Raw genomic sequence first — 14,641 nt, 5'->3', positions numbered from 1 at the left:
CCAACACAACCTGAAGCAAGAACCTGGAAAAAAGGACATTTTTTCTCTATTTGGATGGGGTCTTCAATTGGGTAAACTTTCGGATACTAAAAGCGGCAAAGTATTTTCCAGGAGCTGCAAAAAGGGGATGACCGTGTCATCCCCTTTTTGTTAGGTTTCATTTTGTGTTTTAAAGTGAGCCAGATACGATGTTACCATTATAAAAAACCGCTTTCCGCTTGGCTCTTCTTGCAACAGCTTCAGCTGAGCAGCTCGCTTCAACCAGAATCATATTGGCGGTGCTCCCTGGTTTTGGCCAAATCTGATTACCTTCTTTGTCCAACGGTGTTAAACCTCCGGTAATATATTTAAGTGCTTGCCCTAAGGAAACTTCATTTGTCCAGCGGCTTCTTTCTACTAATCTGCCCAATCTTTCAAGTACATCCCCGTTACCAGTTGGCCACCATGAATCAAAGATATTATCATTCCCCACTGCCACTTCTACTCCATATTCAGTAAGTAGCGGAACAGGAGGTATGTTGCGGCCAATTGGTAGACTGGTCACAATCGATATTCCTGCATCCTTTAAAATCTCAGCCATTTCTACGGCCTCTCCCTGCGAAACATCGCCAAGGCCAAATGCATGGCTTATGGCAACTCTTCCCTCCCAGCCTGCCTGCTTCGTTAAATAGGCTAGCCGTTTCATCGTGAAGGTTCCTAAGTGTCCTGGGTCGTGTAAATGCAAATCGATATCGGCATTTGCCTCAACTGCCAAATCCATTAACTGTACTAAAGATGCTTCGATATTATTATCAACAGTTGCAGGATCGACAGCACCCACAATCCCGGCGCCATTTCTTAATGCTTCTTTAACAAGTTCAACTGTCCCTGGCCGCAGCAAGCCGTGCTGGGCAAAGGCAACAATTTCCGAACTTAATTTAGAGGAATATGTTTCAAAAGCTTGTTTTACTCCTTCTAAATTTTGCAATTTTACCTCAGGATAAATATCCACGTGGGTTCTAACATGAGTGGATCCGAACGATAATAACACCTCAAGCAGCGCTTCTGCACGTTCCTGCGTACTGGATGATATCGAAGTAAGAATGTTTTTTTCTATTTCACACCGTTCAATCACACCAGATGCTGGTATACAGGCCCTCCAGCGATCTCCCATATAGGTTTTGTCTAAATGAACATGCTTTTCGACAAAGGATGGGATCAGAAGCAGGCCCTCAGCGTTCATCACGGGTAATTCATTCAAGAGTACCTCTGATGCATCGATTATTCTCGTAATCTTGCCATTTTCAATTAGTAACTGAAATAGACCTGTTTGTGTCCCTGCAACTCTTCCGTTCTCCTGAATGTAACCTGTTTCTAAACGAACATTCTTTAACCAAAAACTTCTATTCATTCTCTAACTTCCTTTCTTTTCAGAGCAAAAGATAAAAGGGGGTACCCCACAGAGATATCCCTTTTATCTGCTTTAAAGTTATTTAATAGATACATCGTTTATTTCTAAATAGCCTGACGGGCTAATCGCAAAGCCATCTACATTTTTTGAGACAGCTGCTAGGTTTTCTATCACACGGACCGGAATATAAACTACATCCTTCATTTCTAATTCTTGTGATTGTGCATAAAGCTCCTTGCGTTTTTCTTGATCCTTTTCTCTTCTAGCTGCTTCAATTAAACTATCAACCTCTTTGTTGCTGTAGAAAAAGGTGTTTCCTGCCCCACCTTGGGAACTTGTATGGAAAAGATTATATTGATTATAATCAGCATCCCCAGTAGCATTTCTCCAGCTGATAATAAACATTTCTGAATCACCTTTGTTTACTTGCTCTACAAATGTTCCATATTCCAATACTTGAATATTAACCTTAACGCCGATCCCTTTTAATTGAGATTGAAGAACTTCGGCCATATTGATTCGCTCTTTGCTATCCATTGTTTTAAGAGTTATTTCCAATCCATTCGAATAACCTGCTTCTGCAAGCAGTTTTTTCGCTTCATTTAAATTATATTCATAGGCCTTCATTGCATCATTGTAGCCAAATACTTTAGAGCCCAATAAGGAATTCGCTTTTTTCCCAACATTGTTATAAACACCTTTAATAATGGAATCCATTTCAACAGCGTAGGATATAGCCTTTCGAACACGAATATCGTTAAAAGGTTTCTTCTGAACATTAAAACCAATATATTCTGTTCCATATCCTTCACTGCGGTATACATCGACAGCCTTTGAAGTTTTTACTGTGTCCATCATCGGTACGGAAAGCGGTTCAGCTATATGAGCTTCTCCCGTTTCAAGCATCGATATTCTTGTCGTTTCTTCAGGAACAACCTTGAATACGACTTTATTCACCCTTGCTTTTTCTCCCCAATAATCGTTGTACTTTTTTAAGACAATTTCTTGACCCGGTGTCCAGGATTCGAATACAAATGGACCTGTTCCATTTGGCTCTTGGATAATTTTCTTGCCATATTTCTCAATCGTTTTTGGACTGATAATACCGCCTTCATGGCTCGCTAAGATAGAGAGTAACGGAGAGAACGGCTCAGATAAGATAAACTGAACGGTATAATCATCAATTACCTTTACTTCCTTGACCATTTTAAATACAACCGCTCTCGGTGAACCAACGTTTGGGTCTAATAAACGATCAAAGGTAGCTTTGACAGCATTTGCCTTAAATTCGGTTCCATCATGGAACTTTACACCTTTTCTTAGGGTAAACTCCCAGGTTGTATCATCCTTTTGCTCCCACTTTTCCGCTAGCAATGGCTTTATTTGAGCATTTTTATCCCTGCCAACTAAACCCTCATAAATCTTCCGATGAGTAATACTTGCGGCATTAATGGTAGACATAAAATGGTGGTCCAAATTTTCAGCATCAGATAAGCGTGCTATGACCAAAGTTCCCCCTTCTTTAGCGGCTGAGTCACTTTTTTTGGTGTCACTGCTAACATCTTTTTTGGTTGAACAACCCGCCATGATTACCATCATCATGAGCATGACGATAAAGAATTTTCCTAACCCCCTATTTCCCTTCATCAATCTTACCTCCTGAATATTTTTTAAAAGGGTTTAACCTTTGTCTAATTATAAAAAATATTCAGATAACAATATTTCAAATATCTTTACTTCCTTTTTTAATATCTTTACTACTTTCTTTCATTTTTAATAGATTCTACAACTCTAAAGGATGTTGGAAATAATTGTCGTTCCGGAAGATGCTGATAATCTCTTTCCATATATCCCTTTCTCATTTTATTAAAATATTGTTGACCTTTTAATTTAATTTCTTCTAAATTAACGTTTGGAATTTGCTGATCCTTCATGACAATTCTTCCATTGATGATAGATAATTTCACATCTCTTCCATTTCCGCCTACTACCATCGTGCGAATTGGGTCATCCAGAACCCCCATGTGAAATCCATCCAAATCAATCGCAATAAGATCAGCTTTCGCACCAACAGCGAGCCTGCCCAGATCCGCCCTGCCAAGGAATTTAGCACCACCGAGTGTTGCTGCCCTAAAGAAATCAGCGTATGTTGAATCTTTGACATCTTTTTCAAAAAAACGAGAAAACATGCTTCCGGTCCGGATGTTCTGGAAAATATCCGGAGGGAAGGTATCTGTTCCGAGGGCTATATTAATTCCTGCTCTTTTATATTTCGCAAAGGACTCTAAAGCTGACATGTGCCTGCCAATAATTAACGGACAATGAATCACTGTCGCCCCGGTTTCTTGCAGAAGTGCGATATCGTTCCCTTCACCAACTTTTGCTTCACTATATCCGGCAATATAGTGAGCGTGTGGGATCCCAGTTTTGGGCCCTAAGAAGCCAAGGTCGTATAAGAAGCGAATCGGAGTGACCCCATATTTTTCCACAATGGTATGAAATTCAAAGGTTCCTTGTGCCGCATGGAGTTTAATTGGAACTCCCAGCTTCTCGCTAAAATACTTCGTTTGTGACAAACTATCGATAGTTTGGCATTCTATCCGTTCAGGTGCAAGCATGCCCCGAACTAGTCCATCAAAAGCACCGTCAAATTCCTCCACAAATCTAACCGCTCGTTTTAATCCCTCTTTACCAGCTTCTTCATCCAAATACAGCTTGATAGTACCATCGGGTTGTACTACCCTGATCCCAGATTGATAGCTAGGACCAAGATAAATTCTTAACCCAAGGTTTCCGGCATGGTTTGCAGCTGCGGCTAACTCCTCATATGTTTCAGCCCATTTTTTATAAAAAACTGACGTAATTGGCATCGCCGTTGTAATTCCGTGGAGAATTAGCTGCGTGTAGGCATAAAGAGATTTAAAAGCTTCTTCTTCAGCGGTCATCACTTCATGGTGTCCATCCTTAATATATTGCGCGGACCAGAGCAAGTTTTTCTGTCTGTTTGTACTGGCTTCAAGGTGTAAAATATCATGATCGATATCTCCTAACGCATTTAAATCAATAAAACCAGGGCTAATGACGGCATTCCCTACATCGATTAATTCATTTATTTCACCTGTGTAATTTTTACCGACATATATAATAGTGTCTTGTTCATAAACAACTTCAGCATTTTCGATGATAACATGGTCTTCCCCGTCATAGCCTATGACATACCTTCCCTTTATCTTTGTCTTCATCCACTTTCCCCTTTCTTCCTTTTACCTCTATTATAAAAAACTCTCGATGCCCCCATTTTCGGAATTATTACTCTTTTTTAAAATTTTTCTACTTAATTGAAGCAGAATATACTTCAAGTTAAAAAAAGAAAGGTTGTCAACTTTTAGACAACCTCTCTTAATACATCCAAATTTAAATTTAAAAAAGCGAACAGTTCACTAACTGTTCGCTCTTTGGGTTTTAATCCCGATCTAAAAGTGCCGCTCCGGCAATTCCCGGTTTTGTCATTTCATAGATATTGAGGATTTGATCCAGCTCTTCTTCAGTTAAAACATCATGCTGGAGGCACAACTCACGTACCGATTTCCCGGTCAGGGTAGCTTCCCTTGCAATTCTTGCCGCTGCTTCATAACCAAGATGCGGATTTACTGCAGTAATAATCCCAACACTCTTTTCAACATATTCTTTTAATCTAGCTTCATTCGCCTCAATGCCAGCTAAACAGTGGTCAGTAAACGAACGGAAGCCATTGTTCATGATACTGATAGATTGCAGCAGGTTGAAGACTAAAACCGGCTCCATTACGTTTAGCTCAAGCTGCCCTGCTTCCGATGCCAGACAAATAGTATGGTCATTGCCAATCACCTGAAAAGCAATTTGGTTAATCAGCTCAGGCATAACTGGGTTTACTTTACCCGGCATGATGGAAGATCCTGGCTGGCGTGCCGGCAGTGAAATTTCAGCTAGACCTGCCCGTGGTCCTGAAGCCATCAGGCGAAGGTCGTTAGCAATTTTCGACATATTCATCATACATACTTTTAGAGCGGCAGAAACCTCCGTATAGGCATCGGTATTCTGGGTGGCATCCACCAAATGCTCCGCATTGACCAATGGTAACCCGCTGATTTCAGCCAACTGTTTTACCACATCTTCAATATACTGAGGGTCAGCATTTAATCCTGTTCCAACTGCAGTCGCCCCCATATTTACCTCATATAAATGGTTCCGCGATTGAGCAATTCTCTTCATATCCCTTTCAAGCACACGGGAATACGCTTCAAATTCCTGGCCGAGGCGAATCGGTACAGCATCTTGAAGGTGAGTTCGGCCCATTTTGATTACTGTTTCAAATTGCTTTGCTTTTGCCTTGAAAACGCTATGCATGTACTGCATTGTCTCTAATAATTTGCTCAATAGATTTAGTGTTGCAATATGGATTGCCGTTGGGAAGGCATCATTTGTCGATTGCGACATATTGACATGGCTATTTGGGCTTAAATGCTTATAATCCCCTTTTTTGTGTCCCAGCAATTCAAGTGCGCGGTTGCCGATCACCTCATTTGCGTTCATATTCATGGATGTCCCGGCACCACCCTGAATTGGATCGACGATAAACTCGTCATGCCACTTCCCTTCAATGATCTCCTCGGCTGCCTGAACGATTTTTTCCCCAAGTCCGCTGTATAAACGTTTGGTATTCATATTAGCAATAGCGGCTGCTTTCTTGACCATTGCTAATGCCTTAATTAATTCCTCATGGATTCGGTATCCTGTAATCGGAAAGTTTTCAACGGCCCGTAATGTTTGAATCCCATAATAAGCATTTTCCGGTATTTCTTTTTTTCCTAAGAAGTCTTGTTCAACCCTTGTTGTATTCGCTTCCATTTTATTACCTCACCTTTGTATTTAGGCATTCTATTTTAATAGAATCCTATTATAAATAATGACATTTACAAAGTTATTGTATTACATTCCTGCTATAATTTCATTCGTAAAGCAAAAATTCTTTAAAAATATTATTTTAAAAAAATATCATCTGAACAACAAGCACTTTTAAGAAGACACTATAATCTTCTTAAATATCACTTCGCTCTATTTATAATATACGCTTTTTTGAAACCGTTTTCAATAATTTGTTTGTTTTTCAGCCTTTTTTATAAAAGCAAAAAATGAAAAAAATGTAGAAATTTGTCTGAATATTTACTCATCAAATACTTTATATTAGCAATATATACATGGTATAATCTTCTAAAATATTATTTTAAAATTATTTAAAATAAATTTCTCGAGGAGAAAGGAAGGTCGTAAAAACAAATATGTCTACTTCCGAAATTGCTGCGATACCGCAGCCGAAAACGTATGGCCCACTTGGCAACATGCCCTTGATTGATAAGGAGGCCCCGACACTCTCCTTATGGAAAATCGCTGAAAAATACGGTCCGATTTTTCGTATGGAATTTTTCGGCGGATTTTCTACCATTTTTGTTTCCGGCCATAAATGGGCCGGCGAGGTTCTAAACAGCGGAAAATTTGATAAAAGTTTGCTCGGCGGCCTCCATCAGGTCCGCGAATTCGCTGGCGATGGGCTGTTCACAGGAAAAACATTTGAACCAAACTGGCAAAAAGCCCATAACATTCTTATGCCTTCATTTAGTCTGTCAGCTATGAAAGGGTACCACTCCATGATGGTAGACATTGCAAGCCAGCTCGTCCAAAAATGGGCCCGGTTGAATCCAAATGAGAGTATTGATGTACCGGATGATATGACCAGACTTACGCTTGATACCATTGGTTTGTGCGGTTTTAACTATCGTTTTAACAGCTTCTACCGTGAAACGCATGACCCTTTTATTATCAATATGGTGAATGCCCTTGATGAAGCCATGCATAAAGGGACCCGCCTTCCGATTCAAGATAAATTCATGGTGAAAAAACGCCAGGAATTCCAAAAGAACATTCAAGCGATGTTTTCCTTGGTAGACAAACTAATCGCTGAACGGAAGAAATCCGGTGATCAAGGGGAAACAGATTTGCTTGCTCGGATGCTAAGCGCTAAAGATCCGCAAACAGGCGAAATACTCGATGATGAAAATATCCGTTACCAAATCATCACCTTCCTGATTGCCGGACATGAAACAACCAGCGGTCTTTTGTCCTTTACGCTTTACCTGCTGTTAAAGCACCCGGAAATCCTGGAAAAAGCCCGTGCGGAAGTTGACCGTGTATTGACAGGACCAGTTCCAACCTTTAAACAAGTTTTGGAGCTGAAGTATATTCGGATGATTTTAAATGAATCGTTGAGGCTTTATCCAACAGCACCGCAATTTACCCTATATGCCAAGGAAGATATGGTTCTTGGAGGTAAATATAAGATCAATAAAAACCAGACGGTTGCCATTCTCCTCCCTCAACTGCACCGCGACAAAGAAGCTTGGGGTGAAGATGCTGAAGAGTTTCGTCCAGAACGGTTTGAAGACCCGAAAAAAATACCGCATGATGCCTATAAACCTTTCGGCAATGGACAACGTGCATGTATCGGAATGCAGTTTGCCCTTCACGAGGCAACATTATTAATAGGAATGATTTTGCAAAACTTTGATTTAATCGACCATAAGAACTATCAATTAAAAATTAAACAAACACTGACGCTGAAACCCGAAAACTTCACAATGAGCGTCCAGCTGCGTGATAACCGTTTCGTTGAATCATTTGTAATACCTGCTGAAGAAAAAAGCTCTTCTGCCTTACATTCAGCTAACCAACAATACGATTCTTCAATTGGAAATAACACACCCTTACTTGTGCTATACGGTTCCAATATGGGGACCGCGGAAGGAATTGCAAAAGATTTGGCAACAAGTGCTCGTTTTAAAGGTTTCAAAAGTGAAATAGCTCCGCTTGACGAATACGTTTGCGTACTACCAAAAAAAGGAGTTACTCTAATTGTCACTTCCTCTTATAATGGTAATCCGCCAAAGAACGCTCGAAAGTTTGTCAAGTGGTTGAAAGAGTCTGAGGGTGAGGTGCTCGATGGTGTCCGTTACGCTGTTTTTGGCTGCGGAGATACAAACTGGGCGAACACCTATCAAAGTGTTCCTAACATGATTGACAAAAAGCTTGCTGAAAAAGGTGCTAACAGAATATCTCCAAAAGGCCAAGGGGATGCAAGCAGTGATTTTGATCAGCAATTTGAAAAATGGCATGAGCAATTATGGCCAAATGTGTTCGAGGCATTAGGATTAAAAGTTGAAAATAAATCAGAAGAAACCAACCAGGCATTGACAGTCCAATTTGTCGATGAAGTACAAACCGCGGAGCATGCTTCAGGAGGTACTGCGGTACAGACTGTGAAAACGAGCAATTCTATTAAGACGGTTGAACGTGTTCTTAACCGCTTCGCATTAGATACAAACACACAGGTTGTCTTGCGCGGGAATCAGCAATTTGCGACCCGGCTGCCACTAGATATCCCTGTCCGGGTCAGCGACTTACTAAGTCTAAAGGTTAATTTGGAAGAAACCGTTACCCGTCCGCAGCTTCAAGAGCTGGCGGAACATACAGTATGCCCGCCTCATCAAAAAGAATTAGAAGCACTTCTAAATGAAGATGCCTATAAGGCTCACGTTGTAGACAAAGGCATTACAATGCTGGATTTACTTGAAAAATACCCAGCCTGCCAAATGCCATTTGAAAAATTTTTAGAGCTATTAGCGCCTTATGAGACACACTAAAATAATTAAAAAAGAGGATGACCTGGTCAATAACGGGTTCCGTTTCCTGTCGCAAAACCCGAAAATGCAATCGAAAATGTAGCGCAATTTGTACTACAATTTGTTTCTGTTATTGCAATTAAAAATAAAATGGCTCAGTTCACTATACTGAGCCATTTTTAGTTGCCTGAATACTACTCGATAAAAAGATGCTAATACCCTCATCCGGGTTGGTGAGGGACCACTCTTATCGGTTGGGGGGCAGGTCAAGCACCGAGTTTGATAAATAAGCGGAGAAATTTCTCTTAATTAGCATTCCTGTAGATCGTTATTTTTCGACTTTGAAAAAAATAGAGCTCCTCAGTAAGATATGAGTATAGAGACCAATCTAACTCAAACCTTAAGGAGGAACCCCTATAATGAAGTTTAAAATGCAAAACAAACAAAATCAACTAATAGAAAGAATTTCAGTTAAACATCTAGTTGTTGGAGTTGATATTGCGCAACAATTTCACGTAGCTAGAGCTGTAAATTTCCGTGGAATTATAGTCGGAGATCCAATTACATTTAAAAATACCGAAGAAGGATTTGCTAGTTTTCTAAAATGGATTAAAAATCTTCAAAGATTAAACAACCTGGATGAAGCTATTGTTGGGATGGAGCCAACTGGACACTACTGGATCAATCTTTCAAAATGGCTTTCTAATCAAGATATTGAAGTAGTAACTGTAAACCCACATTTAGTAAAAAAGAATAAAGAAAATCGTGATAATACTCAATCAAAAAGTGATAAAAAAGATGCCTTAGTTATCGCTGATATGGTAAAGAACGGTTATTATTCTGAAGTTAGGTACACATCGGAAACATTCGAAAAACTTAGGATCCTGATGTCTAACCGTGATGTAGTAGTTAAACGCCTTGTTAGTTCTATTAATCAATTAAACCGTTGGGTAGATATTGTCTTTCCTGAATTCCGACAGGTATTTAAGGATATTATGGCTAAAGGGGCAATCACAACCCTTCGTTTATTCCCGTCCCCTATGGACTTAGAGAATATGCAGCCTCACGAGGTTATTACAGGTTGGAAATCTGTGATGAAGAGGCACCCTGGATTAAAGAAAGCCCTATTACTCCTCCAGTTGGCTAAGAAATCTGTAGGTACTAGACAGGCACTTGATGCCTATAAATTTCATTTAGAGCAGCTATTAGAGGAATATGACTTAGCCGTAAAACAACTCGAAAGAGTGGAACAACAAGTTACCGCTGCACTAAATAAAATACCTTTCGCTAAGATGTTACTTGCCATAAAGGGGATAAGTGAAATTTCTTTAGCTGGGATATTGGGTGAAGCGGGGGACTTAAGTCGTTTTACTCACGGTAATTCCCTTCTTCGCCATGCTGGATTGCATTTAGTCGAAGCAAGTTCAGGGAAATGGAAAGGTCAAATTGTCATTTCCAAGCGAGGACGCTCCAGACTAAGGCGATTCCTTTACTTAGCTACAATTAGTCTTGTAGTGAATAACCCAGAATTTCGGGCATTACATTCTCAAAATGTCAAAGTAAAAAAAATGAAGAAAATAAAATCAATTATGAAGTTAATTGGCAAGTTGGCCAGGATCTTTGTAAGTATATCTAGACGAAACGAATCATATTGTCCTGATAAAATCAAACCATTATCACCGTTGGCAGCTTAATGAAATTTCAGAAATAAAGATTATTTATCGCCCTGAAATAAATAATATTGGACACTCATATTAATCGAATGTTGGCATATTCGCAGGATTTCAAATATGTACGGAGTACCAGATTCTATTTTCGTAAGGGCACAGACCCATTTAATTAGCAAAACTGGCCTCCACCCCTTGGATAGGCATGACGAAGGAATGATAGGGCAGACGACCCGTTGAGACATGGGAGGGAAAGCCTCCAGGGGAGGCGTGGAGATGTACATTATATGGTAAAATATGGGGAACTAATTCGCTCCTCTATTTGACTATGCCTTCACGAAGCCATAATGATTTAAACTTATTTCATTTTATCGTTAACGCTAAATCAAGGGTTATGAAATCCTGCGAATAAGCGAGTATTCGAGAGAAAATCGTATTAAACTGAGGGAGGCAATAGCACTGAAAATAGCCTAAATAGACGGAAAGATTCCGACTAATGAATCAAAAAACGTGAAAATGGGTAATTTTTCTTTGCTTAATCGGAAAACCTCCGCTTATATCCCCCGAACCCAGCTCTATTCTACTGTTTAACCGAAAAATCTCCGCTTATTTTTAATATCACTGGTTACTCAATTAAGGATTAGACTACTTATGTTTATAAGCATTTTTTGTAAGATAAATTGTATATCAAATTGTGGGGGTACAACAGCCATTGTACCCCGACGATTTGTGGTGCATTTCCCTATACAAATTTTTATGTAATTTTCACCCAAATGGATTTACACCAATAAAAAATGAGTGTCAATTTCATATGCAAATTGGCACTCATTTTAACTTAATTTTAATATTTGCGATAGTTAACGGAACCCCTGACCTGGTCAATCCTCCTTTTTATTCTTGAATGGCTGCAATATTAAATCTTGTTAAAAGTTTACCAAATGTGGCCCGTTCTTCGTCAGACCAGTCCTTTGTCACTTCTCCTACCCTTATCTTCCTCGCTTGTCTCTCTTCCCTTAATTTCCTTAAACCCAATTCAGTAATTTCTAAGAAATATGCCCTTCCGTCTGTTGGATCAGGAATTCGATATAGGCAGCCTTTTTGTTCTAACGCAGATGCCTGCCTGCTTATTGTGGAAATATCCAGTTGCGATTGTCCTGCTAATGTTTTCACTCCTGCTGGTCCATTTGTTGCGATTTGATGTAATAGAAGATAAGCGGAACGATCAAGATTGCCAATTTTTTTATGGGTAGAGTAGGATGTGATACGGCGAATCATAATGGCCAGTTCAAGTTCGATTGTTTCTAGGGATTCTTCAGACATAATTATCACCTCTCAAGGTGTCATTTCTTGTTCTTATGATATCATACGAGCGCCCAAAATTATAACTTATAGGCGAATTCACTATTGACGTAGTGAAAAATGGTTGTATAATACAAATATATAGTTTCATTATACAACTATTTTTAATACTTACAAAGAAAAGTTAAAACAAGGGGGATTCAGATGTCATCAACATCACAAACTGTTGTACCAAGAACTACTAGCATGACTTCTATAGAAGAATCAAATCTTCTTCAGCAGCCAAAGGCCGTTTGGGCTGTCTTTTTTGCCTGCATTATTGCCTTCATGGGTCTGGGACTTGTCGACCCGATTTTACCTGCGATCGCTAACCAATTACACGCTTCCCACAGTGAGGTTACACTTCTTTTTACAAGCTACAATGCTGTAATGGCCGTTGCCATGTTAATCACCGGCACGATTTCATCAAGACTAGGCATTAAATGGACACTAATTGCCGGAATTATCATAATTGCTGTCTTTTCAGCGCTTGGCGGCTATTCAAATGGAATCTGGACACTTGTTGGCCTACGCGGCGGATGGGGCCTTGGTAACGCACTGTTTGTCGCAACTGCCTTGGCGGCGATTGTGTCTCTTTCTAACAGCGGGACCGCAAAAGCCATCATCCTTTACGAAGCTGCTATTGGTTTAGGGATTTCTGTAGGTCCTTTACTTGGTGGCTGGCTTGGGGCCATTTCCTGGAGAGGTCCGTTTCTCGGTGTTGCCACACTTATGATTGTAGCCTTCGTTGGGCTTTTGATATTAATGCCGCGAACACATCAGCAGCAGAACACACAACAAAAGAAAACTTCCTTGCTTGATCCATTCCGCGCCTTAAAATATCGTTCATTATTGGTGTTTGGAATTGCGGCTGCGCTTTATAACTTTGGCTTCTTCACCCTCCTTGCCTACGCACCATTTGTAATGGGTCTTGACGAACACGGTTTGGGGTATGTGTTTCTAGGCTGGGGTATTTTGCTTGCAATTACATCAGTTGTGACGGCTCCAAAGCTTCAGAAAAGGTTTGGCACGATCAATTCAATGAGCGCAATGTTAACAATATTTGCGTTAGTCCTATTGGCAATGGGTATTTGGACTTCAACCCAGTGGGTTATTATAGCTGCTGTTATTTTTGCAGGGGCTTTACTTGGGAATAATAATACTCTTATTACAACGGCAGTTATGAACTCGGCACCGGTCGAACGAGCGACTGCATCCGCTGCATATAGCTTCCTGCGCTTTATTGGCGGCGCCATTGCACCATATACGGCCGGTAAGCTTGCAGAAATTTATTCACCGTCAACACCATTTATTGTAGGTGCAGGATTTGTCCTTGTATCGGTAGTATTTATCTTAATGAATCGCCGCCATGTCAAGCACGTCGACGATGTGGAGTTAGGACATTAATTTAAACGTAAAAAAGCGAACAGTTTTGCGGCTGTTCGCTTTTTTTGTGTGCTTTATTCGGTAAATCCGTTCGTAAAATCATCCGGATCTGGGCCGACCCGCTCATCTTTGTTCAAGCCATCAATTCTTGCTATGTCCTCTGATGATAACTCAAAATCGAAAATATCGGCATTTTCAATGATACGCTGTTCCTTAATTGATTTTGGTATCGTCACTACTTTTGATTGTAAATCCCAGCGTAAAATGACCTGGGCTACTGACTTTCCATATTTACGAGCAATATCACTTAAATTAGGATCATTCAATAATTTACCCTGTTTAAGAGGAGACCATGCTTCTAGTTGAATCCCTTCTTTTTGGCAAAAAGCAAGTAAATCCTTTTGAGTTAAATGTGGATGATATTCCACTTGATTCACCATCGGCTTAATCTCGGCATCCTTTAATAGTTCCTCTAAGTGATGGACCTTAAAGTTGCTGACACCGATGGCACGAACGCGGCCATCCTTATATAATTTTTCAAGGGCTTTCCAAGTTTCTTTGAATTTGTTTTTGCCTGGCCAGTGAATGAGGTATAAGTCAAGGTAATCTAGTCCCAGCTTATTTAAACTAGTTTCATATGCTTGAAGTGCGGACTCGTAACCTTGATCAGAGTTCCATACCTTTGAAGTGATGAATAACTCCTCACGAGAAACACCGGACTCTCTGATGCCCTGACCGACACCTTCTTCATTTTGATAAACCGCTGCAGTATCAATACTGCGGTAGCCATTTTTGATGGCAGCCTTTACAGAGTCAATTACCTCTGAGCCTTCCTTCACTTTAAAAACACCAAGGCCAAACCAAGGCATTTCAACACCATTATGTAATGTAGTTGTATCCTTTAAGCTCTTAACCATTGCTCTCACCTTTTTCATGGATTTATAGGCATATACCAACCTATTATGGCACTTATACCCAATGAAAATTCTATCTCAACAAGAAAAATCAATCCAATAAAAAGCTTATTTGGGAAGCATTTTCGTATATCTGCGAATTATGTGACGATATCCGCGAATATTTCATTTTATCTGCGAATTTCTGAATATATCTGCGGATTTTTCATTTTATCTGCGAATTTCTGAATATAT

The 14,641-nt window shown here is 40.0% G+C and carries 9 protein-coding genes; 3 read left to right on the top strand and 6 right to left on the bottom strand.

Translation table 11 applies throughout. The features are described 5' to 3' along the window. Positions 1 to 169: 169 nt before the first annotated feature. The 4 genes from ACZ5B7_RS11605 to aspA form a co-directional block, all read right to left on the bottom strand. Entirely contained in the window at positions 170 to 1,390 is a 1,221-nt protein-coding gene (locus tag ACZ5B7_RS11605) for an amidohydrolase (protein WP_464493846.1), read from the bottom strand. Positions 1,391 to 1,468: 78 nt separating this feature from the next. Next, on the bottom strand, positions 1,469 to 3,037 hold the full coding sequence (locus ACZ5B7_RS11600) for a glutathione ABC transporter substrate-binding protein (RefSeq protein WP_464493845.1): 1,569 nt from the start codon (positions 3,035 to 3,037) through the stop codon (positions 1,469 to 1,471). Between the two features lie 110 nt (positions 3,038 to 3,147). Further along, positions 3,148 to 4,632, bottom strand: a complete 1,485-nt coding sequence (locus ACZ5B7_RS11595) for an amidohydrolase family protein (RefSeq protein ID WP_464493844.1) — start codon at positions 4,630 to 4,632, stop codon at positions 3,148 to 3,150. 220 nt (positions 4,633 to 4,852) lie between these two features. Next, entirely contained in the window at positions 4,853 to 6,277 is a 1,425-nt protein-coding gene (aspA, locus tag ACZ5B7_RS11590) for an aspartate ammonia-lyase (RefSeq protein ID WP_464493843.1), read from the bottom strand. 431 nt (positions 6,278 to 6,708) lie between these two features. Here aspA and ACZ5B7_RS11585 point away from each other — a divergent pair, with 431 nt between their 5' ends. Continuing rightward, positions 6,709 to 9,123: a cytochrome P450 gene (locus ACZ5B7_RS11585; RefSeq protein ID WP_464493842.1), complete on the top strand. Its 2,415-nt coding sequence runs from the start codon at positions 6,709 to 6,711 to the stop codon at positions 9,121 to 9,123. 398 nt (positions 9,124 to 9,521) lie between these two features. Continuing rightward, positions 9,522 to 10,796, top strand: coding sequence for an IS110 family RNA-guided transposase (locus ACZ5B7_RS11580; protein WP_464493841.1), 1,275 nt, complete (start codon positions 9,522 to 9,524; stop codon positions 10,794 to 10,796). Between the two features lie 864 nt (positions 10,797 to 11,660). On the opposite strand, the gene ACZ5B7_RS11575 is transcribed toward ACZ5B7_RS11580, so the two are convergent. Next, complete coding sequence (locus tag ACZ5B7_RS11575; RefSeq protein ID WP_464493840.1) at positions 11,661 to 12,089, bottom strand: MarR family winged helix-turn-helix transcriptional regulator; 429 nt, start codon at positions 12,087 to 12,089, stop codon at positions 11,661 to 11,663. A gap of 183 nt (positions 12,090 to 12,272) precedes the next feature. Between ACZ5B7_RS11575 and ACZ5B7_RS11570 the strand changes: the two genes are divergently transcribed. Beyond that, a complete protein-coding gene (locus ACZ5B7_RS11570) occupies positions 12,273 to 13,514 on the top strand; it encodes an MFS transporter (protein ID WP_464493839.1) in 1,242 nt (413 codons plus the stop codon). Between the two features lie 53 nt (positions 13,515 to 13,567). Here the strand turns inward: ACZ5B7_RS11570 and ACZ5B7_RS11565 are convergent, their stop codons facing one another. Then, on the bottom strand, positions 13,568 to 14,410 hold the full coding sequence (locus tag ACZ5B7_RS11565) for an aldo/keto reductase (protein ID WP_464493838.1): 843 nt from the start codon (positions 14,408 to 14,410) through the stop codon (positions 13,568 to 13,570). Between the last annotated feature and the right edge of the window lie 231 nt (positions 14,411 to 14,641).

The sequence above is a fragment of the Neobacillus sp. S1115 genome, assembly GCF_055385565.1.
This window is presented reverse-complemented; position numbering and strand designations above follow the sequence as displayed.

Excerpts from the sequence above, each read along its gene's own strand:
- ACZ5B7_RS11575 (WP_464493840.1), bottom strand. The coding sequence starts at position 12,089 with ATGTCTGAAGAATCCCTAGAAACAATCGAACTTGAACTGGCCATTATG.
- ACZ5B7_RS11595 (WP_464493844.1), bottom strand. The coding sequence starts at position 4,632 with ATGAAGACAAAGATAAAGGGAAGGTATGTCATAGGCTATGACGGGGAA.
- ACZ5B7_RS11605 (WP_464493846.1), bottom strand. The coding sequence starts at position 1,390 with ATGAATAGAAGTTTTTGGTTAAAGAATGTTCGTTTAGAAACAGGTTAC.
- ACZ5B7_RS11570 (WP_464493839.1), top strand. The coding sequence starts at position 12,273 with ATGTCATCAACATCACAAACTGTTGTACCAAGAACTACTAGCATGACT.
- ACZ5B7_RS11565 (WP_464493838.1), bottom strand. The coding sequence starts at position 14,410 with ATGGTTAAGAGCTTAAAGGATACAACTACATTACATAATGGTGTTGAA.
- ACZ5B7_RS11585 (WP_464493842.1), top strand. The coding sequence starts at position 6,709 with ATGTCTACTTCCGAAATTGCTGCGATACCGCAGCCGAAAACGTATGGC.
- ACZ5B7_RS11600 (WP_464493845.1), bottom strand. The coding sequence starts at position 3,037 with ATGAAGGGAAATAGGGGGTTAGGAAAATTCTTTATCGTCATGCTCATG.
- ACZ5B7_RS11580 (WP_464493841.1), top strand. The coding sequence starts at position 9,522 with ATGAAGTTTAAAATGCAAAACAAACAAAATCAACTAATAGAAAGAATT.
- aspA (WP_464493843.1), bottom strand. The coding sequence starts at position 6,277 with ATGGAAGCGAATACAACAAGGGTTGAACAAGACTTCTTAGGAAAAAAA.